The 24541-nt window shown below is 71.3% G+C and carries 22 protein-coding genes and 1 pseudogene; 18 read left to right on the top strand and 5 right to left on the bottom strand.

Annotated elements, in window-relative coordinates; translation table 11 throughout:
• Positions 1-26 precede the first annotated feature (26 nt).
• The 8 genes and pseudogenes from ACIGXP_RS18785 to ACIGXP_RS18820 all read left to right on the top strand — a co-directional run bounded on the left by ACIGXP_RS18785 (position 27) and on the right by ACIGXP_RS18820 (position 7952).
• Positions 27-1058, top strand: coding sequence for an ABC transporter ATP-binding protein (locus ACIGXP_RS18785; protein ID WP_399769573.1), 1032 nt, complete (start codon positions 27-29; stop codon positions 1056-1058).
• A gap of 37 nt (positions 1059-1095) precedes the next feature.
• Positions 1096-2292, top strand: a complete 1197-nt coding sequence (locus tag ACIGXP_RS18790; RefSeq protein ID WP_399769575.1) for an ABC transporter substrate-binding protein — start codon at positions 1096-1098, stop codon at positions 2290-2292.
• Positions 2293-2295: 3 nt separating this feature from the next.
• Complete coding sequence (locus tag ACIGXP_RS18795) at positions 2296-3159, top strand: ABC transporter permease (protein ID WP_399769577.1); 864 nt, start codon at positions 2296-2298, stop codon at positions 3157-3159.
• Positions 3160-3180: 21 nt separating this feature from the next.
• Positions 3181-3996 carry an ABC transporter permease gene (locus tag ACIGXP_RS18800; protein ID WP_399769579.1) on the top strand — a complete coding sequence of 272 codons (816 nt, stop codon included), beginning with the start codon at positions 3181-3183 and terminating at the stop codon, positions 3994-3996.
• Positions 3997-4027: 31 nt separating this feature from the next.
• The gene (locus ACIGXP_RS18805; RefSeq protein WP_399769581.1) at positions 4028-4708 is read left to right on the top strand and encodes a maleylpyruvate isomerase N-terminal domain-containing protein; all 681 of its coding nucleotides are present in this window, start codon (positions 4028-4030) and stop codon (positions 4706-4708) included.
• 89 nt (positions 4709-4797) lie between these two features.
• Complete coding sequence (locus ACIGXP_RS18810) at positions 4798-5079, top strand: hypothetical protein (RefSeq protein ID WP_399769583.1); 282 nt, start codon at positions 4798-4800, stop codon at positions 5077-5079.
• A 160-nt stretch (positions 5080-5239) separates the two neighbouring features.
• Positions 5240-6989, top strand: a pseudogene (locus ACIGXP_RS18815) (carbohydrate binding domain-containing protein).
• A gap of 81 nt (positions 6990-7070) precedes the next feature.
• A complete protein-coding gene (locus ACIGXP_RS18820) occupies positions 7071-7952 on the top strand; it encodes a DMT family transporter (protein ID WP_399769585.1) in 882 nt (293 codons plus the stop codon).
• An 85-nt stretch (positions 7953-8037) separates the two neighbouring features.
• On the opposite strand, the gene ACIGXP_RS18825 is transcribed toward ACIGXP_RS18820, so the two are convergent.
• Complete coding sequence (locus ACIGXP_RS18825) at positions 8038-8652, bottom strand: TetR/AcrR family transcriptional regulator (RefSeq protein WP_399769587.1); 615 nt, start codon at positions 8650-8652, stop codon at positions 8038-8040.
• Positions 8653-8741: 89 nt separating this feature from the next.
• Between ACIGXP_RS18825 and ACIGXP_RS18830 the strand changes: the two genes are divergently transcribed.
• From ACIGXP_RS18830 to ACIGXP_RS18840, 3 genes are all read left to right on the top strand, one after another.
• Entirely contained in the window at positions 8742-9563 is an 822-nt protein-coding gene (locus tag ACIGXP_RS18830; protein WP_399769589.1) for an SDR family oxidoreductase, read from the top strand.
• A gap of 206 nt (positions 9564-9769) precedes the next feature.
• Positions 9770-10981 (top strand): hypothetical protein, encoded by a 1212-nt coding sequence (locus ACIGXP_RS18835; protein ID WP_399769591.1) that lies wholly within the window; start codon positions 9770-9772, stop codon positions 10979-10981.
• A 74-nt stretch (positions 10982-11055) separates the two neighbouring features.
• Positions 11056-11607: a universal stress protein gene (locus tag ACIGXP_RS18840; RefSeq protein ID WP_399769593.1), complete on the top strand. Its 552-nt coding sequence runs from the start codon at positions 11056-11058 to the stop codon at positions 11605-11607.
• Between the two features lie 30 nt (positions 11608-11637).
• Here the strand turns inward: ACIGXP_RS18840 and ACIGXP_RS18845 are convergent, their stop codons facing one another.
• The gene (locus ACIGXP_RS18845) at positions 11638-12027 is read right to left on the bottom strand and encodes a RidA family protein (protein ID WP_399769595.1); all 390 of its coding nucleotides are present in this window, start codon (positions 12025-12027) and stop codon (positions 11638-11640) included.
• A 98-nt stretch (positions 12028-12125) separates the two neighbouring features.
• Here ACIGXP_RS18845 and ACIGXP_RS18850 point away from each other — a divergent pair, with 98 nt between their 5' ends.
• The 3 genes from ACIGXP_RS18850 (at position 12126) to ACIGXP_RS18860 (ending at position 16610) form a co-directional block, all read left to right on the top strand.
• Positions 12126-13034 (top strand): LysR family transcriptional regulator, encoded by a 909-nt coding sequence (locus tag ACIGXP_RS18850; protein WP_399769597.1) that lies wholly within the window; start codon positions 12126-12128, stop codon positions 13032-13034.
• A gap of 43 nt (positions 13035-13077) precedes the next feature.
• Positions 13078-15084 (top strand): glycoside hydrolase, encoded by a 2007-nt coding sequence (locus ACIGXP_RS18855; RefSeq protein WP_399769599.1) that lies wholly within the window; start codon positions 13078-13080, stop codon positions 15082-15084.
• 230 nt (positions 15085-15314) lie between these two features.
• A complete protein-coding gene (locus tag ACIGXP_RS18860; RefSeq protein WP_399769601.1) occupies positions 15315-16610 on the top strand; it encodes an alpha/beta hydrolase family protein in 1296 nt (431 codons plus the stop codon).
• A 43-nt stretch (positions 16611-16653) separates the two neighbouring features.
• Here ACIGXP_RS18860 and ACIGXP_RS18865 read toward each other — a convergent pair whose 3' ends face one another.
• The gene (locus tag ACIGXP_RS18865; RefSeq protein ID WP_399769603.1) at positions 16654-16953 is read right to left on the bottom strand and encodes a hypothetical protein; all 300 of its coding nucleotides are present in this window, start codon (positions 16951-16953) and stop codon (positions 16654-16656) included.
• A 496-nt stretch (positions 16954-17449) separates the two neighbouring features.
• Here ACIGXP_RS18865 and ACIGXP_RS18870 point away from each other — a divergent pair, with 496 nt between their 5' ends.
• Positions 17450-18442: a trypsin-like serine peptidase gene (locus ACIGXP_RS18870; RefSeq protein WP_399769605.1), complete on the top strand. Its 993-nt coding sequence runs from the start codon at positions 17450-17452 to the stop codon at positions 18440-18442.
• A 150-nt stretch (positions 18443-18592) separates the two neighbouring features.
• On the top strand, positions 18593-20239 hold the full coding sequence (locus ACIGXP_RS18875; protein ID WP_399769607.1) for an APC family permease: 1647 nt from the start codon (positions 18593-18595) through the stop codon (positions 20237-20239).
• A 9-nt stretch (positions 20240-20248) separates the two neighbouring features.
• Here ACIGXP_RS18875 and ACIGXP_RS18880 read toward each other — a convergent pair whose 3' ends face one another.
• Both ACIGXP_RS18880 and ACIGXP_RS18885 read right to left on the bottom strand, forming a co-directional pair.
• Entirely contained in the window at positions 20249-20800 is a 552-nt protein-coding gene (locus ACIGXP_RS18880; RefSeq protein WP_399769609.1) for a DUF1707 domain-containing protein, read from the bottom strand.
• A 107-nt stretch (positions 20801-20907) separates the two neighbouring features.
• Complete coding sequence (locus ACIGXP_RS18885) at positions 20908-22101, bottom strand: cytochrome P450 (protein WP_399769611.1); 1194 nt, start codon at positions 22099-22101, stop codon at positions 20908-20910.
• Positions 22102-22307: 206 nt separating this feature from the next.
• Between ACIGXP_RS18885 and ACIGXP_RS18890 the strand changes: the two genes are divergently transcribed.
• Both ACIGXP_RS18890 and ACIGXP_RS18895 read left to right on the top strand, forming a co-directional pair.
• Positions 22308-23027 (top strand): response regulator transcription factor, encoded by a 720-nt coding sequence (locus ACIGXP_RS18890; protein ID WP_363218812.1) that lies wholly within the window; start codon positions 22308-22310, stop codon positions 23025-23027.
• Positions 23024-24436: an ATP-binding protein gene (locus ACIGXP_RS18895; RefSeq protein WP_399769613.1), complete on the top strand. Its 1413-nt coding sequence runs from the start codon at positions 23024-23026 to the stop codon at positions 24434-24436. The genes ACIGXP_RS18890 and ACIGXP_RS18895 overlap by 4 nt, the downstream gene beginning before the upstream one ends.
• The last annotated feature ends 105 nt before the right edge of the window (positions 24437-24541 follow it).

Genomic DNA, 24541 nt, shown 5'->3' on the forward strand with positions numbered 1-24541 from the left:
GTACAGCGCGCCAGAAAGGTTCCCCCATGGAGGGAATTGCGATCCGGCTGCAGGACCTGCGGAAGTCGTTCGGTGGGACGACCGCCGTGGCCGGGGTCGACCTGGAGATCCGGGACGGCGAGTTCTTCTCGATGCTGGGCCCCTCCGGCTCCGGGAAGACCACCGTCCTCCGGCTCGTCGCAGGGTTCGAGACACCGGACCGGGGCCGGATCGAACTCGCCGGCCAGGAGGTCACCGGCCTCGCCCCGTTCGAGCGGGACGTGCACACGGTCTTCCAGGACTACGCCCTCTTCCCGCACATGACGGTCGAGCAGAACGTCGCCTACGGCCTGAAGGTCCGCGGAGTACCCAAGGCCGAACGTCTCGTCCGCGCCCGCAAGGCCCTCGCCGAGGTCCGCCTGGAGGGCTACGGCCAGCGACGCCCGGCCCAGCTCTCCGGCGGACAGCGCCAGCGCGTCGCCCTTGCCCGCGCGCTCGTCGGCCGGCCCCGGGTGCTGCTCCTGGACGAGCCTCTCGGCGCCCTGGACCTGAAGCTGCGCGAGCAGATGCAGGTCGAGCTGAAGGCGATCCAGCGGGAGGTCGGGATCACCTTCGTCTTCGTCACCCACGACCAGGAGGAGGCCCTGACGATGAGCGACCGCATCGCCGTCTTCGAACAGGGCCGTATCGCCCAGATCGGCACGCCCGCGGAGATATACGAGCGCCCGGCGACCCCTTTCGTCGCCTCCTTCGTCGGCACCTCGAACCTCCTCGACGGGGAGGCGGCCCACCGGATCGTCGGTACGCCGGGCACGTACAACATCCGGCCTGAGAAGATCCGCGTCCTGAAGGAGTCCGCAGAGGCGGACGAGCCGCAGCACGCAACCGCCACCGGAACCGTCGCCGAGGTCGTCTACCTCGGCGACGCCACGCGCTTCCTGGTCGACCTCGACGGCGGCGGCCGGCTCACCGCGCTCCAGCAGAACCTGGAGACCTCCTCCGAGGACGCCGCCGCCTACCGCGGCACCCGGGTCCGCCTGACCTGGCACCGCCGGCACGCCGTCCGGCTGCCCTCCTGACCTCTCCCCCGCCTTCAACGTCCCCCTGGAGAACACCGTGCGTCCCACCCGAACCCTGCGCGTCGCGGCCTGCGCCGCCGCGCTGCTGCTCGCCGCCGCCTGTGACTCCTCCGGCTCGGGCAGTTCGTCCGCGACCGGCCTCAACCCACCCGACCTCAAGGCCCCGACGAAGCTCGGCAAGACGGAGGGCCAGGTCAACCTGATCGCCTGGGCCGGCTATGTCGAGGACGGCTCCGACGACCCGAAGGCGAACTGGGTCGGCGGCTTCGAGAAACAGACGGGCTGTCAGGTCCACTCGAAGGTCGCCGCCAGCTCGGACGAGATGGTCAAGCTGATGAAGACCGGCGAGTACGACGCCGTCTCCGCCTCCGGTGACGCCTCTCTGCGCCTGATCGCCTCCGGCGACGCGGCCCCGGTGAACACCGCCCTGGTCCCGAACTACAAGGACGTCTTCGCCGGGCTGAAGAACGGCGGCTGGAACTCGGTCAAGGGCCGGATGTACGGCATCCCGCACGGCCGGGGCGCCAACCTGCTGATGTACAACACCGAGAAGGTCAGGCCCGCGCCCACCTCCTGGGCCGCCGTCTTCGACGGCGCCTCGACCTACAAGGGTCATGTCACCGCCTACGACTCGCCGATCTACATCGCCGACGCGGCCCTCTACCTCAAGGCCACCAAGCCGGAGCTGAAGATCAAGGACCCGTACGCGCTCGACCAGAAGCAGTTCGACGCGGCCGTGGCCCTGCTCAAGCAGCAGAACAAGAACGTCGGGGAGTACTGGAGCGACTACCTCAAGGAGGTCTCCGCCTTCAAGAGCGGCGACTCGGTGGTCGGCACCACCTGGCAGGTCATCGCCAACCTCGCCGCCTCCGAGGGCGCGAAGGTCAAGGCGCTGGTGCCGAAGGAGGGTTCCACCGGCTGGTCCGACACCTGGATGGTGTACAGCAGGGCCAAGCACCCCAACTGCGCCTACAAGTGGCTGGACTGGATCGTGTCGCCCAAGGTCAACGCCCAGGTCGCCGAGTACTTCGGCGAGGCCCCGGCCAACTCCAGGGCGTGCGCAGAGACCAGCGACAAGAACTTCTGCACGGTCTACCACGCGGCCGACGAGAACTACTGGAAGAAGATCGCCTTCTGGAACACGCCCATCGAGCAGTGCCTCGACGGCCGCAAGGACGTGAAGTGCGTGCCGTACGCGAAGTGGGTGCAGGCCTGGACCGAGATCAAGGGCTGAGGCATGGCCCTGCTGACCCGGACCGCGGGGGCGCTGCACCGCAGACCCCGGCTGCGGCTGACCCTCCTGCTCACCGCCCCGCTGCTGTGGCTCGCCGTCCTCTATCTCGGCTCCCTCGCGGTCCTGTTCGTCTCCGCGTTCTGGACCACGAACTCCTTCACCTCGCAGGTGGTGAAGGTCTGGTCGACGGACAACTTCCACGAGCTGTTCACCACGCCCGTCTTCCGCCAGGTGATCCTGCGCAGTGCCGGAGTCGCACTCGCGGTGACCGTGCTGTGCGCGGTGATCGCCTTCCCGGTGGCCTTCTACACCGCGCGCGTGGCCGGGCCCAGGTGGCGCCCGCTCCTGGTGGTGGCCATCCTCACCCCGCTGTGGGCGAGTTACCTGGTCAAGGTGTACGCCTGGCGGCTCATCCTGTCCCGGGGCGGCCTCGCCGACTGGATGCTCGCCCCGTTCGGGCTGAGCGGCCCCGGCTTCGGCCTGCCGGCCACCGTCCTCACGCTGACCTACCTGTGGCTGCCCTACATGATCCTGCCGATCCACACGGCCCTCGAACAACTTCCGGCCGACCTGCTCGACGCCTCGGCCGACCTCGGGGCGCGGGCCGGGCGGACCTTCCGCTCGGTGGTGCTGCCGATGGTGCTGCCGTCGGTCGCGGCCGGCTCGGTGTTCACCTTCTCGCTCAGCCTCGGCGACTACATCACCGTGCAGATCGTCGGCGGCAAGACGCAGCTGATCGGCAACCTCGTGTACTCCAACATCGAGCTCAACCTGCCCATGGCCGCGGCGCTCGGCACCGTCCCCGTCGTCGTGATCGTCCTGTACCTGCTGGCGATCCGCCGTACGGGCGCCCTCGACAGCCTGTAGGACCTGGAGGAGAGAAGCGCCATGCATCTCAGCCGCACCGCGCGCATCGCCCTGCGCACCGGCGCCGGGCTCGGTTTCGCGGTGGTCTACGTCCCGCTGCTGCTCGTCCTCGTCAACTCCCTCAATCCCGACCGCAGCGCGAGCTGGCCGCCGTCGGGGCTGACGTGGCGCTGGTGGTCGGCGGCCGGGCACAGCTCCGGTGCCCGGCAGGCGCTGTGGGTCTCGGTGAAGGCGGGTCTCGGGGCCACCGCGATCGCGGTGGTGCTCGGTACGCTCATCGCGTTCGCCGTGGCCCGGCACCGCTTCTTCGGCCGCGACACGGTGTCGTTCATCGTGGTCCTGCCGATCGCGCTGCCCGGCATCGTCACCGGCATCGCCCTCAACTCGGCCTTCAGTACGGTTCTGGCGCCGCTCGGCGTGGGTCTCGGGCTGTTCACGGTGATCGTCGGCCATGCCACGTTCTGCATCGTGATGGTCTTCAACAACGTGGTCGCGCGCCTGCGCCGTACGGCCGCCTCGTACGAGGAGGCAGCCATGGACCTCGGCGCGACGACCTTCCGGGCCTTCGCCGACGTCACCTTCCCGCTCGTCCGCTCCGCACTGCTGGCGGGCGCTCTGCTCGCCTTCGCCCTCTCCTTCGACGAGATCGTGGTCACCACGTTCACCGCGGGACCCGGCATCGAGACCCTGCCGATCTGGATCTTCGACAACATGACGCGACCCCAGCAGGCGCCGGTGGTGAACGTCGTGGCCGCAGTGCTCGTGCTGCTGTCGGTGCTCCCGATCTACGTCGCCCAGCGGCTGTCCGCGGACACGGCGACGTCGAGCCGGGTGTGAGAGCCTGTACGGCGCACGGACAGGGGGGTGCATGAGTACGGAGAACGGCGTCGACCCGGCACGAGCGGTGCGCGCGGCGTACGAGGCGGCCTCGGCGGTCGTCGCGGACCTGGGTGACGAGGAGTCGTGGCTGCCGACCGGCTGTACCGGCTGGGCGGTCCGTGATCTCGTCTTCCACTGTCTGGCGGACGCCCAGCGCGCGCTCGTGGCCCTGCACACGCCGGCGCACGAGCCGGTGGACCGGGACGCCGTGTCCTACTGGCGGGACTGGCGGCCGGACACCGTCGGGGCCGCGAACGGCCGGCGGTGGGTACGAGTGAACGGCAGCATGTTCCTCGACTTCCGTCAGCTGCAGGGCCTGTATCTGGAGACGCTGGCGGCGGCCGTGCAGGCGGCGGAGGCGGCCGACCCCGCCCGGCACGTCGGCACGCAGGGGCACGTCCTGACCGCCGGGGACCTGCTGACCACCCTCGCGGTGGAGGCGACCGTCCACCACCTGGACCTGACGGTCCGTCTCCCGCACGCGCCCGGTCCGGCCCCGGAGGGTCTGGCGGCGGTACGCGTCACGCTGGACGGTCTGCTCGGGCGACCGGGCCTGCCGGAGTGGACCGACGAGCACTACGCGCGCGTGGGCACCGGACGGGCCGCGCTCACCGAGGCCGAACGGGCCGCCCTGGGGGCGGCGGCGGACCGGTTCCCCCTGTTCGGCTGAGACCCGGCCGCACACCCGACACGGGGACGCGCACGGCGTCACCTGCGCGGCGCGGGGCCTGCCGGCCGGGTTGATGGAAACCTGCGCCCATGAACAACCCGCCCAGCATCGACACGTACGTCGACCGGGTCACCGCCGGACCCGGCGGAGCGATGACCGACGAGGTCGGCGTGATCACCGGCGATCTGACGGTCGCGACCATCCTGCTGTCCGACGGCCGCAGTGTGCGCGTCGCCATCCAGCACTCCGGCAGCGACACCTGGTACACGCTCGCCGGCAGCCCGGCCCCGGTGCCCGCCGGACAACTCGCGGCATACCACCGGGATCTCCTGGGCCGCATCCGCCGCGGAGGTGGCACGCGCGCCACCTGAGCGGGCCAACTCCCCCTGTGCACGGGCCCGTTGATTTGGCCATGAACATGCAAAAGGCGGCTCCCACACCTTGACCGGCGTTTGGTCCAGACCAATCATGGCCTAGCTCCATGGCCCATGGCCGGGCCGCACAGTGCCGTTCGCCAACCGGGAGTACCCGATGACACGTCCGAGACCCGTACGCGCCCTGCTCGCAGGCCTGGTCACCCTGGCCGCCTCGGCGGGGCTCACCCTGGCAGCGCAGGGCACCGCACATGCGGCGACCCCGCTGCCCCCCCCATGTCTTCGCGCCCTACTTCGAGGCCTACAACGGCGACAGCCCCGCCGCGCTCGCCCAGGCCTCCGGCGCCAAGTACCTGACCATGGCCTTCCTCCAGACCGACAAGAAGGGCTCCTGCACCCCCTACTGGAACGGCGACACGTCCACGCCGGTCGACTCCTCCGTCTTCGGCGCCGACTTCGCCACCATCCGCTCGCGCGGCGGTGACGTGATCCCCTCCCTCGGCGGCTACGCGGCCGACAACGGCGGCACCGAGATCGCCGACAGCTGCACGAACACCGCCTCCATCGCCGCCGCCTACGAGAAGATCATCACCACCTACGACGTCTCCCGGCTCGACATGGACGTCGAGGACAACTCCCTCACGAACACCGCCGGCATCGACCGCCGCAACCAGGCCGTCAAGAAGGTCCAGGACTGGGCCGCTGCGAACGGCCGCTCGGTGCAGTTCTCGTACACGCTGCCGACCACGACGACCGGACTCGCCGACAGCGGCCTCGCCGTACTGCGCAGCGCGAAGAAGGCGGGTGCCAGGATCGACGTGGTCAACATCATGACCTTCGACTACTACGACGGCGCCACGCACCACATGGCCACCGACACCGAGACGGCCGCGAGCGGACTGCACGACCAGCTGGCCGAGCTGTACCCGAACCTGTCGGACGCCCAGCTGTGGAACATGGCCGGCGTCACCGAGATGCCCGGCGTGGACGACTACGGCCCGGCCGAGACCTTCACCACCGCCGACGCCCCCACGGTCTACGACTGGGCGGTCGCCAAGGGCATCAACACCCTCTCCTTCTGGGCCCTCCAGCGGGACAACGGCGGCTGCCCCGGATCCGGCGCCTCCGACACGTGCTCCGGTATCTCCCAGGACACCTGGTACTTCACCCACACCTTCGCGCCCTTCAGCAGCGGTACGACGACCCCGCCGGCGAACGACTTCTCCGTGGCCCTCTCCCCCGCCACCGCCTCGGTCGACCCCGGCGGAACCGCGACCGTGACGGTGCGGACCGCGGTGACCTCCGGCAGCGCGCAAACGGTCGGTCTGACGGTGAGCGGCGCGCCGAGCGGGGCGACCGCGTCCCTGAGCCCGTCCTCGGTCACCGCGGGCGGCGCCGCCACCCTCACCGTGAAGACCGGTGCCACCACGCCACCCGGCACCTACACCCTGACCGTCACCGGCGCCGCGGGCCCGACCCGGCACAGCTCCACCCTGACCCTGACCGTCAGGGGGTCCGGCGGCACGGCCGTCCTCGCCAACGGTGACTTCGAGTCCGGCTCACTCACGCCGTGGACCTGCGACAGCGGGGCCACCGTGGTCTCCTCCCCCGCGCACGGCGGGGCGCACGCCCTGAGGACCGCGCCCTCCGCCTCGCAGACCGGCCGATGCGCGCAGACCCTGACCCTGAAGCCCGGCACCTCCTACACCCTGAGCGGCTGGGTGCAGGGTCCGTACGCCTACCTCGGCGTCAGCGGCGGGGCAACGGCCAGTACCTGGACCTCGTCCTCGTCGTGGTCGAAGCTGACGGTGCCGTTCACGACGGGCTCCTCGGGCACGGTCACGGTGTATGCGCACGGCTGGTACGGCCAGGGCGCGGTCTACGCCGACGACCTGACCCTGAGCTGACCCGGCGCCCTGCCGCCGCCTTCCGTAGGCTGAAAGGACCCGAAGCTCCTCCGGGAGGCCTCCCGCAGGCAGGAGACGGTCGTGATCGAACTGGCCGCGGCGTTCGCCGTCGCGGGAGCCGCGAGCAACGCCGTGGGCACCGCCTTCCAGCGCAAGGCCGCGTCCGACAGCAGCCGTGGCGGGCTGCGGCTGCTCGCGGAGCTGGTGCGCCGGCCCTTCTGGGTGATCGGCATGTGCGGGGTGGTCTGCGCCGCCCTGTTCCAGAGCCTGGCCCTGGTCAACGGCCCCCTCGCGCTGGTCCAGCCGCTCTTCATCCTGGAGCTGCCCTTCGCGCTGCTCGTCGCCGCCCCGCTGATGCACAGGCGGCTGCCCCGATCCGGCTGGAGGGGGGTGGGCGGCTGCGTCGTGGGCCTCGCCGTCCTGCTCGTCGCCGCCGCCCCGCACGGCGCCACCGCTTACGCGCCGCTCACCCGCTGGATTCCCGCCCTGTGCCTGTGCCTGGGCGGGATGGCCGCGGCCGTTCTGCTCGCCGGCCGGGGTCACTCGCCGGCCCGCCGCGCCGCGCTCTTCGCGGCGGCTTCCGCCGCGGGCAACGCGCTGACCGCCGCCCTGCTGAAGTCGGCCGCCGGCACCTTCGCCGACCACGGCTTCGCGGCGTTCCTGCGGTCCTGGCAGACGTACGGCTTCGCACTCACCGGTGCCGCCGCCGTGATCCTGCTGGAGAACGCGCTCCAGGCCGGGCCGCTGGCCGCGGCGCAGCCCGCGCTGACCATCGGTGACGCGGTGATCAGCCTGACGCTCGGCATGACACTGTTCGGGGAGCGGATCCGCATGGGCTGGTGGCTCGTACCGGAGGCGTGCGGCGCCGTGCTCATCGTCGTGGGCGTGGTGGTGCTCAGCCGGGCCGTCCAGCACATCACCGTGGCGCCGGTCGCGGCCGGACAGCGGCGCACGGCTGCGTGAAAGGGGGAACGACCGCACGGACCGCGCCCGTGCCGTCACGGGTGCCGGAAACCACCGCTCGCAGGCCCCGCGGCCTTCGCGCCTGCTACCGCCCCGCGATTCCGTCGATCCAGGCCTGGAGCCGTTCACCCTGCGCGGCCATCAGACCGGGGTCGCGCAACGTGTTGGTGAGGACGCACATGCCCTGGTAGGCGGCGACGAGTTCGACGGCGAGCGCGGCGGCGTCGGCGCGGCCGAGCTGGGCGAACTGGGACTCCGCCCAGGCGAGCAGGGCTCGCATGACCTTCGCGGCGGACTGGCCCAGGCCGTCGTCACGCTTGTCGAGCTCGGTGGCGAGGGTGCCGAAGGGACAGCCGAAGCGGGCCGCGGTCTCACGCTGGTCGACCCAGCCGGCGACGAGCGCCTTCAGCCGGGCGGCCGGATCCGGCAGGGTGTCCAAGCGGGTCGTGAGCGCGTCGAGTTGCTCGCAGTGGGCGTCCACGGCGGCTTCGACCAGCTGGTCCTTGGTCTTGAAGTAGTAGTAGACGTTGCCGAGCGGCACCTCGGCCGTGCGGGCGATGTCGCCGAGGGTCGTCTTCTCCACACCCTGCTCATGGAAGACCTGGACGGCCGCCTTCACCAGGCGCTCGCGCTTGTCGCCGCGGCTGGAACGGCTGGGTCGCGCCGCCCGGGCCGTGGCCGCGGATTCTGAGTCAGTCACCTGACTGAGGATAGACAACGGTGGCCGCTCCGGGCTAATGTCCCGTCTTAGTTAGTCAACTAACTCACTCGACCGAGGAGAGAAACGCCATGATCGTTGTCACGGGAGCCACGGGGAACGTGGGGCGGGCCCTGGTCGCCGCGTTGGTCGAGGCCGGGGAGACGGTGACGGCCGTCGCCCGGCGCATCGGGGCGGATGACGTACCGCCGGGTGTCCGGGCCGTCGCCGCCGACCTCGGTGACCCGCAGAGCCTCGCTCCCGCACTGGAGGGCGCCAAGGCGCTGTTCCTGCTGGTGGCCGGCGAGGAACCGGCCGGCATCCTGCGCCGGGCCGCTGCCGCCGGCTTGGCGAAGGTGGTGCTGTTGTCCTCGCAGGGCGCGGGCACGCGGCCACAGGCGTACACGCACGCGGCGCGTTTCGAGGCGGCCGTGGCCCGATCGGGGCTGCCGTTCACCGTGCTGCGCTCCGGCGGGCTGGCCTCGAACGCACTGGCCTGGGCGGAGCCGGTGCGCCGGTACCGCACCGCGGCGGCACCCTTCGCCGATGTGGCGCTGCCGTTCGTCGACCCGGCCGACGTCGCCGCGGTGGCGGCGGCCGTACTGCGCGGGGACGGGCACGACGGCGCCACCTACACGCTGACCGGTCCCGAGCCGACCACCCCACGGCAGCGGGCCGCCGCCATCGCCGCCGCACTCGAAGAACCGGTGACGTTCGTGGAGCAGAGCCGCGAGGAAGCCCGCGCGGAGATGATCCGGTTCATCCCGCCCGCCGTCGTCGAGGGCACGCTCGCCGTCCTCGGCGCTCCGACCCCGGAGGAACAGGCGGTCGGCGGTGACGTGGAGCGCTTGCTCGGCCGGCCCGCGGCGCCCTTCTCCGCGTGGGCGGCACGCAACGCGGCCGCGTTCCGCTGAGTCTCGCGGGTCCGCCGGCACGGACCGTCCGATGTCCGGCGCCGCAGGGCCGACCGGGTGACACGAGCGGCACTTGGCCACCCCCTTGCACGCCACACCGCACCAATTAGCCGTTTTATAAACTTATCGGCTCTATGGTGCGAACTGTCGGGAGTCGGCCGAGGTGGCGCACAAGGCGTCGCGGCCGGGCGCGGGTTGGGATGGCGATGAGTGGAATCAGCCGCCGGAGTGCGGCTCGCCTCGGTCTCGGCGCCGGCATCGGTCTGGCTGCCGCCTCGCTGGCCAGATGCGCAGGCCGCTCGGACGAGGACGGTACGGCACCCCTGGAGGGGCCGCCCCGGCTGATCGGGGACGGCTCCACGGCGTACACCGGACGGCAGCCCCGCCAGCCGGCGCCGCCCGAGCCCCTCGAACCCGGCCAGACCCCGCCGCAGTTCGTGGTGTTCTCCTGGGACGGCGCCGGCGAGCTGGGCACCGGACTGTTCCCGCGTTTCCTGGAGCTCGCCCGCGCCCACGGCGCACACATGACGTTCTTCCTGTCCGGCCTCTATCTCCTGCCGGAGGAGAAGAAGCATCTCTACGATCCGCCGAACAACCCGGTCGGCGCCTCCGACATCGGCTACCTCACCGGTGAACACCTCAAGGCGACGCTGAAGTACATCCGTCAGGCCTGGCTCGACGGACACGAGATCGGTACACACTTCAACGGGCACTTCTGCGCCGGTTCCGGGTCGGTGGCCAACTGGACGCCGGAGCAGTGGCGTTCGGAGGTGGAACAGGCTCGGACCTTCGTCAAGTGCTGGCGGTCGCACACCGGTTGGCACGACGACCCGCCGCTCCCCTTCGACTACGACAAGGAACTCGTGGGCGGCCGCACCCCCTGTCTGCTCGGGCAGCGGAACCTGCTGCCGGTCGTGCGGGAACTGGGCTGGCGCTACGACGCCTCCTCACCCGGCGGGCTGCAGTGCTGGCCGAGGAAGCGGGGCGACGTGTGGGACCTGCCGCTGCAGAGCATCCCGTTTCCCGGGCACAGGTTCGAGGTGCTGTCCATGGACTACAACATGATGGCGAACCAGTCGAAGAACTCGACGCGCGCGCCCTCCTACAACTACCCCTACTGGCGCGCGCAGGCGGCACAGGCCTATATGGCCGGGTTCCAGCGGGCGTACGAGACGAACCGGGCGCCGCTGTTCATCGGCAACCACTTCGAGCAGTGGAACGGCGGCATCTACATGGACGCGGCCGAGGAGGCCCTGCGGCAGATCGCCGGCTGGGACGACGTGCGCCTGGTCTCCTTCCGGCAGTTCGTGGACTGGCTCGACGCGCAGGACCCCAGGATCCTCTCGAAACTGCGCACCCTGGAGGTGGGTCGGAAACCGGACGGCGGCTGGTCCGCCTTCCTGCGCCCCGGGAAATGACCGCACCCCGAAAGGAAGGCCGGTTTCCGTCAATGGGACTTTGCCGGGGGCAGCGGCCTTCCTAGCGTGGGGTCATGGCAGCACACGGAACGACAGGGAGCGGCCCGGCCGGGAATGTCGTCGTCGGAGTGAGCGACTCGCTCGCCGGCCTGGCCGCGTTGCGCCGCGGCATTCTGGAAGCCCGCAGAACCGGCCGCACGCTGGTGGCCGTCCATGCCTGGGAGCCGCCGGAGGGCGATGCGGTCTACCGGCGCTGGCCCGAGCCGACGTGGGGCCGGCTGTGGTCCGACAAGGCGCGGCAGCTGCTGGACCGGGCCTTCGAGCTGGCGAACGGCGGTCCTCCGGGCGACCTGCGGATCGTACGGCGGGTGGTCAGGGGCCGCGCAGGACCGGTGCTGTGCTCGATCGCGTCGTCCCCGGACGACCTGCTGGTCATAGGCAGGGCCAGGCCCCGGGGCCCGCTGGCCCGGCTGCACCGCCGACCGGTGCACCGGCACGTCCCGGCCCGGGCCGCGTGCGAGGTCCTGGTCGTGGCCGGCCCGCGGCTGCTGCCCCGCGAGGCACGGATCCTGCGGCGCGGCGAACCGGCGGAGCGGCGGGGCCGGGCGGCGGGCCTGGCGCCGTGACCCCGGCCGCGCTGCGCCGGGTCTCCGAGGTCAGCTCGCGCTGCGGCGGGCGTACACCTCGATCTCGATCTTCATACGTGGGTCGGCGAGGCCGCACACCAGCATGGTGGCGGCCGGCCGGCCCTGGCCGAAGCAGCGGCGCAGCACCGGCCAGCAGGGCTCGAAGTCCGCGCGGTCGGGTAGCAGATAGCGCACCCGCACCACGTCGGCGAAGCCGCACTCGGCCTCCGCGAGCGCGGCCTCGATGTTGCGCAGGCACTGCTCCGCCTGTGCCACGACGTCGTCCGGGATCGTCATGGTGGTGTAGTCGAACCCCGTGGTCCCGGACACATGGACCCAGTCCCCGTCGACCACGGCACGGGCGTAGCCGATCTGCTCCTCGAAGGCCGAGCCGCTGAGGATCGCACGTCGCTCTGTCATGCGCGGAAAGCTAGGCGGCCAGCGCCGATACGTCCAATACGGGCTTTGCCATGGACTGATATCTCCAGGCATATGGACCGGACTGATATCCCTGGGACATGGACCGCCCCGAACTCCCGTTGCCGCAGCTGCACGCCTTCGTCGTACTCGCCGAGGAACTCCACTTCGGCCGCGCCGCCGCCCGCCTGGGCATCGCCCAGCCCCCGCTGAGCCAGCAGATCCGCCGACTGGAGCAGAAGGTCGGGTACGCGCTCTTCGAGCGGGAACCGGGACGGGTGACGCTCACCCCGGCCGGCCACGCGCTGCTGCCGGCCGCCCGGCAGGCCCTGGCCGGGCTCGCCGACGGGCTGACCGCGGCACGGGCCGCCGGCAGCGGCCGGTCCGGGCGGTTGCGGATCGGCTTCGCCGCCTCACTGGCCCTGACCGTCCTGCCGGGCCTGCTGCGCGACTTCCGGCAGCGGTTCCCCGACGCGGATCTGGACATCCACGAGATGACCACGGCGCCGCAGCTCGACGCACTGCGCGAGAGAACGATCGACATCGGCCTGCTGCGGGAGCCTCCGGCCGACGAGTCCGAACTGGGCTTCCGGACCGTGTTCAGTGAGCCGTTCGTGGCCGTGCTGCCGGCCGCACACCCACGGGCCGGCCAACGGGTGGTGCCGCTCGCGGAGTTGACCGGCGAGCCGTTCGTCCTGCTGCCGCGCGCTGTCGGCCCGCAGTTGTACGACCGGATCACCGGCCTGTGCGAGGAGGTGGGGTTCACACCCCGGATCTCCCAGCACGCGGTGGAGTGGCAGACCGTGTGCGCCCTGGTGGAGACCGGGCTCGGGGTGTCCCTGGCCCCGGCGAGCATCCGCCGCATCCGGCTCAAGGGGGTGGCCTTCCGCCGGATCGATCCCGGCACCGCGCGTACACGGGTCGCCGTCGCATGGCGCAGGAACGACCGCAATCCACTGGTGGCCCGCCTGCTGACGACGATCGGTCAGCAGGCGCGGCACCGCTCATGAGCTCTCACATCTCTCTTATGTTCGCTCGCCAGAGTCCACGGCTGTGAAGGCGAGGAAGCTCAAGAAGACGAAGACACAGACGAAGACACAGACGAAGATCATCGCGGTGAGCGGTGCGCTCCTGATGGTCGGTGCGATCGGTACGGCCGCCGCGTTCGGCACCGCCGCGCAGGAGTCCCGGCGCATCGAAGCGCACGGCGACCAGCTCTCCGTACCGGTCGACGGTGGCCGCGCCACGGTGGACCTCAGGTCCCTGGCCGTGCGGGCCCGGGCGGACGACGGCCGCACCTGGCAGCTGTCGGCACCGGCGTCCGGTGATCTCGGCGCGCCCGGGAAGGTCACCGTCCGCGGCGGTCGGGCCAGTTGGCGCTACGTCGACAGGGGGCTGACCGTCACCGCCTCCGCGCGTGACGGACGCCTGGCCGTCACCGTGCACTCGGCACGGCGGGCCAGCCTGACCTGGCCGGTCTCCGGCACGGACCGAACCACGCAGGAGGTGCAGGTCCCGCGCGGTGAGGGTTTGTCCGTGCCGGTCGCCGACCGGTGGTGGAACTCTCCCTCGGCGGGCCTGGCGGGCACCGAGGCCGACATGGCCGGCGGCCTGACCATGCCGTTCTGGGGCACCAGCCAGTCCGGACGGCACGGCGCGAGCTACATCGTCGAGTCCGACATCGGCACGACCCTCAGGTTCGTGTCCGTCGGCGGCAGGCTCCGCACCGAGGCCGAGCACGCGTTCTCGGCGCAACAGGCCACGGGGACGTACACGGTGACGTTCGCGCTCACCGACGGGTCACCGGTGGCGGCGGCGCGCGACTACCGCGCCTGGCTCCAGGGCCACGGTGGCATCACGACGCTCCGGCAGAAGATCGCGCGCAATCCCGAAGTCGCCAAGCTGGTGGGCGCCTTCCACGCCTACACGTGGGGCCAGGCACGTACCGCCGAGGGCGTCCGCCGGCTGCGGGAGCTGGGGATCGACCGGATGTGGCTGGGGTACGACGCCGACGGCGCCCCCATGGACCGGGAGGCCACGCGCCTTGCCCGGCAGGCCGGCTATCTCGTCGGGCCCTACGACTCCTGGGCCAATGCGCAGGACCCGGCGTCGGCCGACACCCCCGTGTCCGGCTGGCCCGCCCCGGTGTGGCAGGCCGCCTGTGTGCGCCAGGCGGACGGCACCGTCGTCACCGGATTCGGCGGCCGCGGCTGCTATGTGAGCTCCGAAGCGCTCCGCCGCGCGGAGCCCGGCCGGCACTACCTGTCCGACCGCACCGGGAAGATGACCGCGGGTGGCGCCACCAGCTACTTCCTGGACGTCGACGCCGCAGGTGAACTGTTCGCCGATCACTCTCCGGCGCATCCGATGACCAAGGCCCAGGACCGCAGGAACCGGCTCGCGCGCATGGCATGGCTGTCCGGCGACCGCCGCCTGGTGCTCGGTTCGGAGAGCGCGGGTTCCTGGGCGAACGGAGTGCTGTCCTTCAGCCATGGCTCTGGCACACCGGTCGACGACCGGTTGTGGAAGCTGGAGAGGGACCGCCCGGCCTGGGGCGGTTACGCCCCGGCCGACGCACCGGGGATCTTCTTCAAGCCCGTCCATCTGCCGGCCGACCTCGCGAAGGCGATGTACGACCCGAGGTACCGGGTGCCGCTCTACCAGACGGTCCTGCACGACTCGGTGATCAGTACCGAGCGCTGGGAGCTGTCGTGGTCGAAACTGCCGGACCAGAGCCGCACCCGTGCGCTTCTCGCGATGCTGTACAACGTGCCCCTCAACCTGGTCCTCGACCAGTCCGAACTGGACCGGCACGGCGAGCGGATCGCCCAGGTGCAACGGTACTTCGAGCCCCTGCACAAGGCGGCGGCCGCACAGCCGATGACCGGCTTCCGCCGGCTCACGGACGACGGTCTCGTACAGCGCACCACGTTCGGCAGCGGGGTGCTGACCGTGACGGCCAACTTCTCCACCACGCCCCATGACGGGCTGCCCGCCGGCTGCGTCGACGCGGTGCTCAAGGGAGGCGAGAAGAAGCGGTTGTGCCCCGAGGGCCTGTGACACACGGCCGGCGGCGCGACGGGGCCACCCACTTCGGCAGGGCCACCCATTTCGGCAGGGGCCACCAAGGCCCGGAAGGGGCCGCCGACTCCCGGAAAGCAGCCATCGGCTCCCGGCACGGGCAACCGGCTCCTGGGACGGGCGATCGGATCCCCTACGGATACCCTGAGGGACAAGATCGGGGGCTTCCCCGGATGTGGGGAGAGCCGACGAGTCGTCAGGCTTGGTCCATGACGACTCCTCTTCCACGGCCGCCCGACCGTCGCGGCGGCACCCGGCGCCGAGCACGAGCGCTCGCCGCGTGCGCCGCCGCCGCGCTGTGCACGCTGACCGCCGCTCTCCCCGCCGCCGCGGCCACCCGCGCGGCCCCCACCGTCCCGACCACCTCGTCGTCCTCCCGTCCGCTCGCCCTTCCCGCCCCGACCGGTCCCTACCGGGTCGGGGAGGTGGACCTGCATGTGGTGGACCACTCCCGGGCGGACCCGTGGCGGTCCGGGAAGAGCCGGCGGGAGTTGATGGTCAGTGTGTACTACCCCGCGACCGACACGGCAGGCCGGCCGGCGGCCCCGTACATGCTGCCCGCGGCGGCCACCCACTTCGACGAGGTCACGGCGAACGGCTACCTCGGGTTGCACATCCCGGCCGGCCGGGCGGACTGGGCGCGCACCGTCACCCACGTGACCCGCAACGCTCCTGCGGCCGCCGGCCGCGCCGGACGGCTCCCGGTGGTGCTCTATTCCCCGGGACTGGGTGAACCGCGCACCTGGGGCACGACGTCGGCGGCCGATCTGGCCAGCCGCGGCTATGCGGTCGTCACCATCGACAACACCTACGAGTCGCCCGAGGTCCAGTTCCCGGACGGCTCCCTGGCCACCCTGTCACCGCCCTCGGACGGTGTGGACACCTTTCTGCGCAAGGCGCTGGCCGTCCGGGTCGCCGACACCGGCTTCGTCCTGGACCAGCTCAACGAGCTCAACAGCGGCCGGAACCCCGACGCGGACGGACAGCCGCTGCCGGACGGCCTGGCGGGGGCGCTGGATCTGACCGAGGTCGGTATGTTCGGCCACTCGATGGGCGGTACGGCTGCCGCGCTGGCGATGGACGCGGACCACCGGATCACCGCGGGTATCGACATGGACGGCAATCTGACCAACTACGACGGCTCGCTGATGCCCGTCGCCCGGCACGGCCTCGACCGGCCCTTCCTGCTGATGGGCAAGGACGGCGACACCGACACCGGACCCGGCTGGCAGGCGTTCCGCGCCCACACCCCGGGGTGGAACCGTCAGCTGACCCTGCTCGGCTCGGAGCACGCCACGTTCACCGACGCGGAGGCGCTCGTGCCACAGCTGCATCTGTCGCCCTGCGAGCGGACCGACGACATCGGCACGATCGACCCGGCCACCGCGATACGGACCAACGAGGCCTATGTGTCCGCCTACTTCGACCACTGGCTGCGCGGCCGCAGCGGACGGCTGCTGGAGCGACCGTCACCGAAGTACCCGGACATGGTCTTCGTGATGTGATCGCGGCGCCGTGCCATGGAGGCGGGAGAGAGCGGTACGGGAACTAACAGGAGGAGGACGCGAAGCGCGCCAGCTGGTCCTTGATCCACGGGTCGTACACTGCCAGACGATGCCGAGCGCCAGGGACGGACCACGCCACCTGGCCGGCGACCCAGGGATCGATCCGCTGCCCGGGCCCGCTTCGGCAGGGCGTGCGCCGGTCGGCGTGCACCGCCGCGGTGCCGGCGGCGTGTCCCGCCGGTCCCGGGGTGGCCGCCGCGGAGCCGCCGGTGGCGAGGAGAGCACCTGCGACCACCGTGGTGACGGCACCGGCCGCGCCCGCTTTCCGTATCAGCCTCTTCATTGGCCTTCTCCTTCCGGTAGGGCTCCTGACCGTGCGTGTGCGGTCCATGGCTGACGGTCCCGTCCCGCCCGTAGTGGGGGACCGGGGAACCGCGTCCCATGGCCGGTGGGGGCGTCTACCCAGAAGGACACGCCCCACTCGTGCACGGCTACGCGGTACACGGCCCGGAGGACGGCCGCGGTGCCTGCGGCGCAACCCCGCCGGAACGTGATCACCATTCCCCGTCTGCCGGTCGTCGAGCTCGCGCCGCGGACGATGATCCGGGCATCGCCGACAAGCTCGCCCTCGACCCGGCGCGCCCGCATCGACCCGGCGCGCCCGCCACCCCCGACCGCCGCGGCACTTACGCCCACACGGTCCGCGACCTGCCCGGGACGGCCGTATGGCCCGCGGTGCCGGTATGCCGCCGTTCGCGAATGGCGGCAGCGAGCGCTGTGCTGCCCGCTGCCGCGGGCTTATGGTGGGCCGTCAATTGCGTCCGCTCCGAGGGGAACTGATGAGACCCGGGACCAGGATCGTGCGATACGCCGCCGTCTGTGCGGCAGCCCTGCTGCTCTGTACCGGCCTCACCACCACGGCATCGGCCGACGGCGCCACCGCCGCCCGGAACCCGCTCGCCGACCGGCTCGACGCCTACTGGACCCGGGCGCGCATGGCGGCAGCGCTGCCGGCCGACACCGTCAAGGGGAGCAAGCCGGGTGCGCCGGCCGCCGGGGCGTCCCCCGCGGTGGACGGGCCCCGGCCGGGCGAGTACATCCCGCCGAGCCGGAGCTTCGACGGCATCCCCCAGGCCGGCACCTTCTTCTGGACGGACGCCGGCGGCACCGGGCGCACCTGCAGCGGATCCGTCGTCCACAGCCCCGGCCACGACCTGGTGCTGAGCGCCGGCCACTGTCTGAAGGGCTACGCCGGCACCGCGCCCGCGCGTCACCTGGCCTTCGTCCCGCAGTACCACGACGCCCGCAAACCCTTCGGGATCTTCCCGGTGCGCACCGACGGCGTCTACGTTCCCCAGCAGTACTACGACCTGGGCGAACACGCCGGAGCCGGGTACGACTTCGCCTTCGCTGCCACCGAGCCCAACCAGGACGGCACACGCCTCGAGGACGCGGTCGGCGGAGTGCGGCTGCTCACCGGGACGGGCTACTACCACGCCCCGGTCCGGATGATCGGCTACCCCGCGGGGGCGGAGCAGCCGCTGGAGTGCTGGAGCTGGACCACCAGGTGGGACAGCGACGACCCGGCCGACCCCGGTACGTTCCCGCGCATCGCCTGCGACGCCTTCGTGGGCGGCACCAGCGGCGGTCCGATGCTCGTACCGTGGCCCGGCGGTTGGGCGGTCATCGGTGTGATCGGCGGCTATCACACCGGCGGCAACACCCCGCAGATCTCCTACAGCGCCTACTTCGGCGCCGCCACGGCGGACCTGTACGCGGCAGCGGTCACCGGAGCGCCACCGGCGGGCCCCCGCCTCACCGCCGGCTCATAGGGCGATCCCGCACGCCGGGCAGTCGTGTCTGCGCGTGCGGGGAAGTCGTCCCGCGCCTGTCCGGGAAGTCGTGCCTGCACGTCCACTGCCAAGGCAACGTCACCGTGGCACGATAGGGGTGAACATCACCCTATCGAGGGGGTGTGGACCATGGCCGTGTCAGAGGCCTCACCCGGTCCGAAAACCCACAAGCCCGGGCTCCGGCGTGAGATCGGCTTCGTCGGACTCATCTGGGCCTCGGAGGGTTCGATCATCGGGTCCGGGTGGCTCTTCGGCGCACAAGGCGCCCTGGCGGCCGCGGGTCCGGCGGCGATCATCTCCTGGGCCATCGGCGGCCTGGCGATCCTCATCCTGGCGCTGGTGCACGCGGAACTCGGCGGTATGTATCCCGTCTCGGGCGGCACCGCCCGCTTCCCGCACTACGCCTTCGGCGGCGCGGCCGGCGCGTCGTTCGGCTGGTTCTCCTGGCTGCAGGCGGCCACCGTGGCGCCCATCGAGGTGCTGGCGATGATCACGTACGGCCAGCACTACTCCTGGGCGAGCGGCTGGGAGAAGGTCCAGGGCGGCGAGCACGTCCTGACTCCGCCGGGCATCGCCGTCGCGGTCGGGCTGATGGCGGTCATCACTGCCATCAACTTCCTCAGCATCCGGCTGCTGGCCCGCACCAACAGCGCGGCGACCTGGTGGAAGGTCGGCGTTCCGCTGCTGACGATCTTCGTGTTCGCCATCGCCCAGTTCCGCACCGGCAACTTCACCGCCGCGAACGGATTCGACCCGTACGGCGCCAAGGGCATCCTGTCCGCCGTCTCCACCAGCGGCATCATCTTCGCTCTGCTGGGCTTCGAGCAGGCCGACCAGCTGGCCGGTGAGAGCGCCAACCCCAAGCGGGACATCCCGCGAGCGGTCATCGGCTCGATCATCCTGGGCATTCTGATCTACATCCTTCTGCAGGTGACCTTCCTCGCCGCACTGCCCGCCGCGCAGATCGGCAGCCACTGGGCCGACTCGGCCTTCACCGCGCTGAGCGGGCCCTTCGCCCAAGTGGCCACGCTGATCAGCCTGGGCTGGCTGGCCACGGTCCTCTATCTCGACGCCGTGGTCTCCCCCGCCGGCACCGGTCTGATCTACATCACCGGCTCCTCCCGGGTTTCCTATGGCCTCAGCCGCAACGGCTATGTGCCCTCCGTCTTCGAGACCACCAACCGGCGCGGTGTTCCCTGGGTCGGCCTCATCACCGCGTTCGTGATCGGCTGCATCTGCTTCCTGCCGTTCCCCAGCTGGCGTTCCCTGGTCGGCCTGATCACCAGCGCCAGCGTGCTGATGTACGCGGGCGCGCCGCTGTCCTTCGGGGTGTTCCGCAACCGGCTGCCCGAGGCACACCGTCCCTACCGGCTGCCCGGCGGCGCCTGGATGTCGCCGCTCGCGTTCATCGTCGCCAACCTGCTGATCCTGTGGTCGGGTTGGACCACCGACTGGAAGCTCGGCGTCGCCATCCTGCTCGGTTACGTCATCCTGGTCGCCAACCGGGTGTTCAAGATGAACCCCATCACTCCCCAGCTCGACCTGCGGGCCGCGCAATGGCTGCCGGTCTACCTCGTGGGCATGGGGCTCATCGTCTACCTCAGCGACTTCGGGCCGCTCAGGCACCCCTGGTTCCCGCTGTGGTGGGACATCGGGGTCGTGGCCGCGTTCAGCGTCGTCATCTACTACTGGGCCATGGCAGTCGCCCTGCCCACCGAACGCATCCAGCGACTGATCGACCAGGTCGTCGTCCCGGAGGAGGAGGACATCCTCTGAGCCGCGGCCTCAATGTCGCGCGTGGCGGATCTTCAACCGCCCGTACTCCATGGTTCCGGAGATCCGGATCCTCGTCCCGCCGGGGCGGGGATGCCGCCGGGCCCTGTAGCGAGGGACCTTCCACACGGTACGCAGCTCTTCCATCTCGACGATCGCGTCGCGCGGCACGATGATCTCGGCCCTGCCGGTGCCGAGGTGCAACTCGATGTCGACCACCGGATGCTCGATGACCGCGTGGGACAGGTCCAGGTGCACCCTGCCGAATGCGGACTCGACCTTGAGGACCCGAGGCACCCGCCATGCGCCGCGCCGCCGGATCCGTCCGCGTGCGGCGGCGATCGTGGACGTGGTGTCCGCGTGCTTTTCGGGGAGCGGGGCCAACACCGGCACGAGGTCATGGTGCGTCCTGGCGGTGAGGACCTGGTGGAGGCGTTCGTCCATCTCCTCGTACGAGATGCGCCCTTCGGCGTACGCCTCCTGCAGGCGCTGCACGGCCATGTCGCGGTCCTCGTCGCTGATCAACTGCGGCGGGCCTGCCGGCTCCCGGTCGGCGCTGCTCATGATCCTCGCCCCTCCCCCTTCTCGCCCATGGCCCTGACCTGCCGTCACAGCAACCTCACAAGGGTGACAGGCGACCGTACGCGACGTCACCCGTCACCGTCCCGCGGTCAGACGTCCCAGGTGACCGGGAGGCTCTTCACCCCGTAGATGTCCGCGGTCTCCGGGCGCAGGCCGACCTCTTCGGCCGGTACGGCCAGGCGCAGCGTCGGGAAGCGGTTGAACAGCGCGGGGAACGCGACCCGCATCTCGACGCGGGCCAGCTGCTGGCCGAGGCACTGGTGGATGCCGTGACTGAAGGCCAGGTGCCCGCCCACGTCCTGCCTGCGGAGGTCGAGCACATGCGGGTCGGCGAAGCGCTCGGGGTCGCGGTTGGCGGTGTTGTACGACAGGACGACCGTCGTCCCGGCCTTGATGGTCTGCCCGCCCAGCTCGACGTCCTCCAGCGCCGTCCTCATGAACGTCTTGGCCACGCTCAGATACCGCAGCAACTCCTCCACGGCCCCGTCGATGAGCGCGGGGTCGGCGCGCAGCGCGGCCAGTTGCTCCGGGTGCTGCAGCAGTGCGAACGTGCCGAGGGACAGCATGTTCGCGGTGGTGTCGAACCCGGCCGCCAGCAGAACGAGGCTGATCCCCTTCAGTTCCTCATCGGTCAGATCGCTGCCGGTGAGTTCGCTGAGCACGTCGTCGGTGGGGTTCGCGCGCTTGGCGGCCACCAGCTCCGCGAGGTACTCCTGGGTGGCGGTGTAGGCCGCCATCAGCTCCTCATCGCTTGTCTCCCCGCCCATGAACGTGTCGATCTGCTCCTGGAAGGAGCCCCGGTCCTCATACGGCACCCCCAGCAGCTCGCAGATGATGACGGTGGGGATGGGCTTGGCGAACGCGGTCACCAGGTCCGCCGGCGGACCGGCCTTCTCCATGGCATCCAGGCAGTCGGCGGTGATCTGCTCGACGCGCTCGGTGAGCAGTCGCATCCGTCGCACCGTGAACTTGCCCGCCAGCGGCCTGCGGTAGCGCCGGTGCTGCGGGTCGTCCATGAGGAGGAACTCGCCGGGCGGCACCGGGGGAACCTCGAAGTCGCCCACGTTCAGGAGTTCCTTGCGCGAGCTGAACCGCGAGTCGGGGAGGACCGACCTCACCAGGTCGTACCCGGTGATCAGCCAGCCGGGCCTTCCGCCGACGTGGGTGAAGCGGCTGATGGGGCCGTGCCGACGGGCGTCGATCAGCTCGGCCGGCGGGTCGAAGGGGCAGCCCGGCCGACGCTCCGTGGGCAGCGCCGTGACGGTGTGGACGGATTCGCTCATGACCATTCCCCGTTTCACGATATTACGCGTTTGATGCAGCCCGAAAGCTACGTTGCATTCATAATCTCGTCAATCGTGCTAGCGACGTAAGTGCAGGTGGGCTGCGGGAAATTGGCGCAATGACGCTGAGCTCAAACGCAATGCCCCGTTGCAATGAAGGAACGGTCTAAGAGGCTGTTAAGAACGCCGTTTGGCAGGCTGGTCCCATGAACGACGCAGCTCAGGACGTGTCCCCCGCCGGTGCCGCGCGCGTGCTGGTCGTGGATGACGATCCCGAGGTACGCGCCGCCCTGGAGGACGGGCTGGCCCTGGAGGGGTTCACCGTCCGTGGTGCGGCGGACGGACACGCGGGTCTGGCGGCGGTGGCGGACTGGGAACCGGACGCGCTGGTGCTCGACGTGATGATGCCGGTGGTGGACGGGCTCGCCGTGTGCCGGCAGTTGCGGGCGCTGGGCGACCGTACGCCGATCCTGGTGCTGACCGCACTGGACGCGGTCAGCGACCGGGTGGACGGCCTGGACGCGGGAGCGGACGACTACCTGGTCAAGCCGTTCTCGCTGGACGAGCTGGCGGCCCGGCTGCGCGCCCTGCTGCGCCGCGCCGGCCCCGCCGAGCCGACCCCGTGCGCGCAGCTGCACTTCGCCGATCTGGTCGTGGACCCGCGGACCCGCACGGGGCAGCGGGGCGGGCGGCGGCTGGAGTTCACCCGCACCGAGTGGAGCCTGCTGGATCTGCTGCTGCGCCACCCCGGGCAGGTACTGGAGCGGGGCACGATCATGCGCTGGGTGTGGGGCCGGGACCTCGGGCCCGACTCCAATTCGCTGGCCGTCTACATCGGGTATCTGCGCCGGAAACTGGAGGCCGAGGGCGCCTCGCGGCTCGTGCACACCGTGCACGGCGTCGGCTACCGGCTGGACGAACGGTGACGCGGCCGCGCCGGCCCCGTCGGCACCGTCGCCCTCCGCTGCGCCGCCGGCTCGCCCTGACCGCGTCGGCCGCCGTGGCGGGTGTGGCGCTGGCGGTGTGCGCCGGCGCGTACGCCGTCACCGTCTACACCCTGCACCGGCAGTTCGACCTGCAACTGACGCAGGCGGCCACGCTGGCCGTCCAGCAGCACCGGCAGGAGGGCCCCGGGGTGCAGTCCGGCGAGTGCCGGTACCTGGCCGCCCCCGCCTGTGCCCAACTGGTGCCCGAGGCCTCCGCGCAGGACCCGCACCGGCCCTATCTGCTGCCGGTCACGGACGCGGTGCGCGAGGTCGCCGGCCGCCGTCGGGCGCCGTACTACAGCACGGCGTCGGTGGACGGCCGGCCGGTGCGGGTGCTGACCACGCCGGCCCGTCGAGGGCTGGCCATGCAGGTGGCGCTGCGCTCCGACGGGGTACGGCACGCCGAGCGGCAGGCCGCCGGACTGCTCGCCGTGATCGGCGGGGCGGGTGTGCCGGTCGCGGCCCTGCTGGGCTACTGGGTGTCCCGTTCGGGTCTGGCTCCAGTGACCCGGCTGACGTCGACCGCGGAGCGGATCACGGCCACGCGGGACGCGGGACTCCGTATCGAGCTGCCGCCCGGGCAACGAGACAGCGAGGACGAGATCACCCGGCTCGCCGTCACCTTCAACACCATGCTCGACGCCCTGGAGGAATCGCTCGCCGCGCAACGGCGTCTGGTCGCCGACGCCTCGCACGAACTGCGCACACCGCTGACGGCGTTGCGCGCCAACGCCGAGATCCTGCTGCGCGCCGAGCGGCTGACCCCGGACCGGCGGGAGCGTGCGACGAGCGCCCTCACCCGCCAGTTGCGGGAGGTGACCACGCTGGTCAACGACCTGATCGACCTTGCCCGCGACGAAGAGCCGCAGCAGGCCCTGGAGTTGGTGCACCCGACCGCCCTGCTGGAGCACGCGGTGGCGGCCGCCCGCGACCACTGGCCTCACGTTCCCTTCGTCCTCGACACCGGCACCGCGGCGGCGTCCGCCCTGACGGCCGCAGTGCCGAGCCGGCTGACCCGGCTGTTCTCCAACCTGCTGGACAACGCCGCGAAGTTCTCCCCGCCCGGCGGCCGGGTCGAGGTGGCGGCGCAGCGGTCGGCGGATCCCGACCGGCTGGAGATCGCCGTCCGTGACCACGGTCCCGGCATCGACTCGGCCGACCTCCCTCATGTGTTCGACCGCTTCTACCGGGCCCGCGCCGCTCGTGCCCTTCCCGGCTCGGGCCTCGGGCTGGCCATGGCCCGTCAGATCGCCCACACCCACCGCGCCGAACTCACCGCCCACCAGGCCCCGGGAGGCGGCGCCCTGTTCCGGCTGAGCCTGCCCGTGGACTCGCGCTCGCCCCACTGAACCGTCAGCCCGGCGGGACTTCCGGGCCGCCGGGCCAGCGCCGTCCCCGATCTGCAACCGGCCGGACACCCTTGGCCAGGACCAAGCCGTCCCCGTGATGTGACG

Source organism: Streptomyces sp. NPDC053069, assembly GCF_044546895.1.
Taxonomy (GTDB): domain Bacteria; phylum Actinomycetota; class Actinomycetes; order Streptomycetales; family Streptomycetaceae; genus Streptomyces.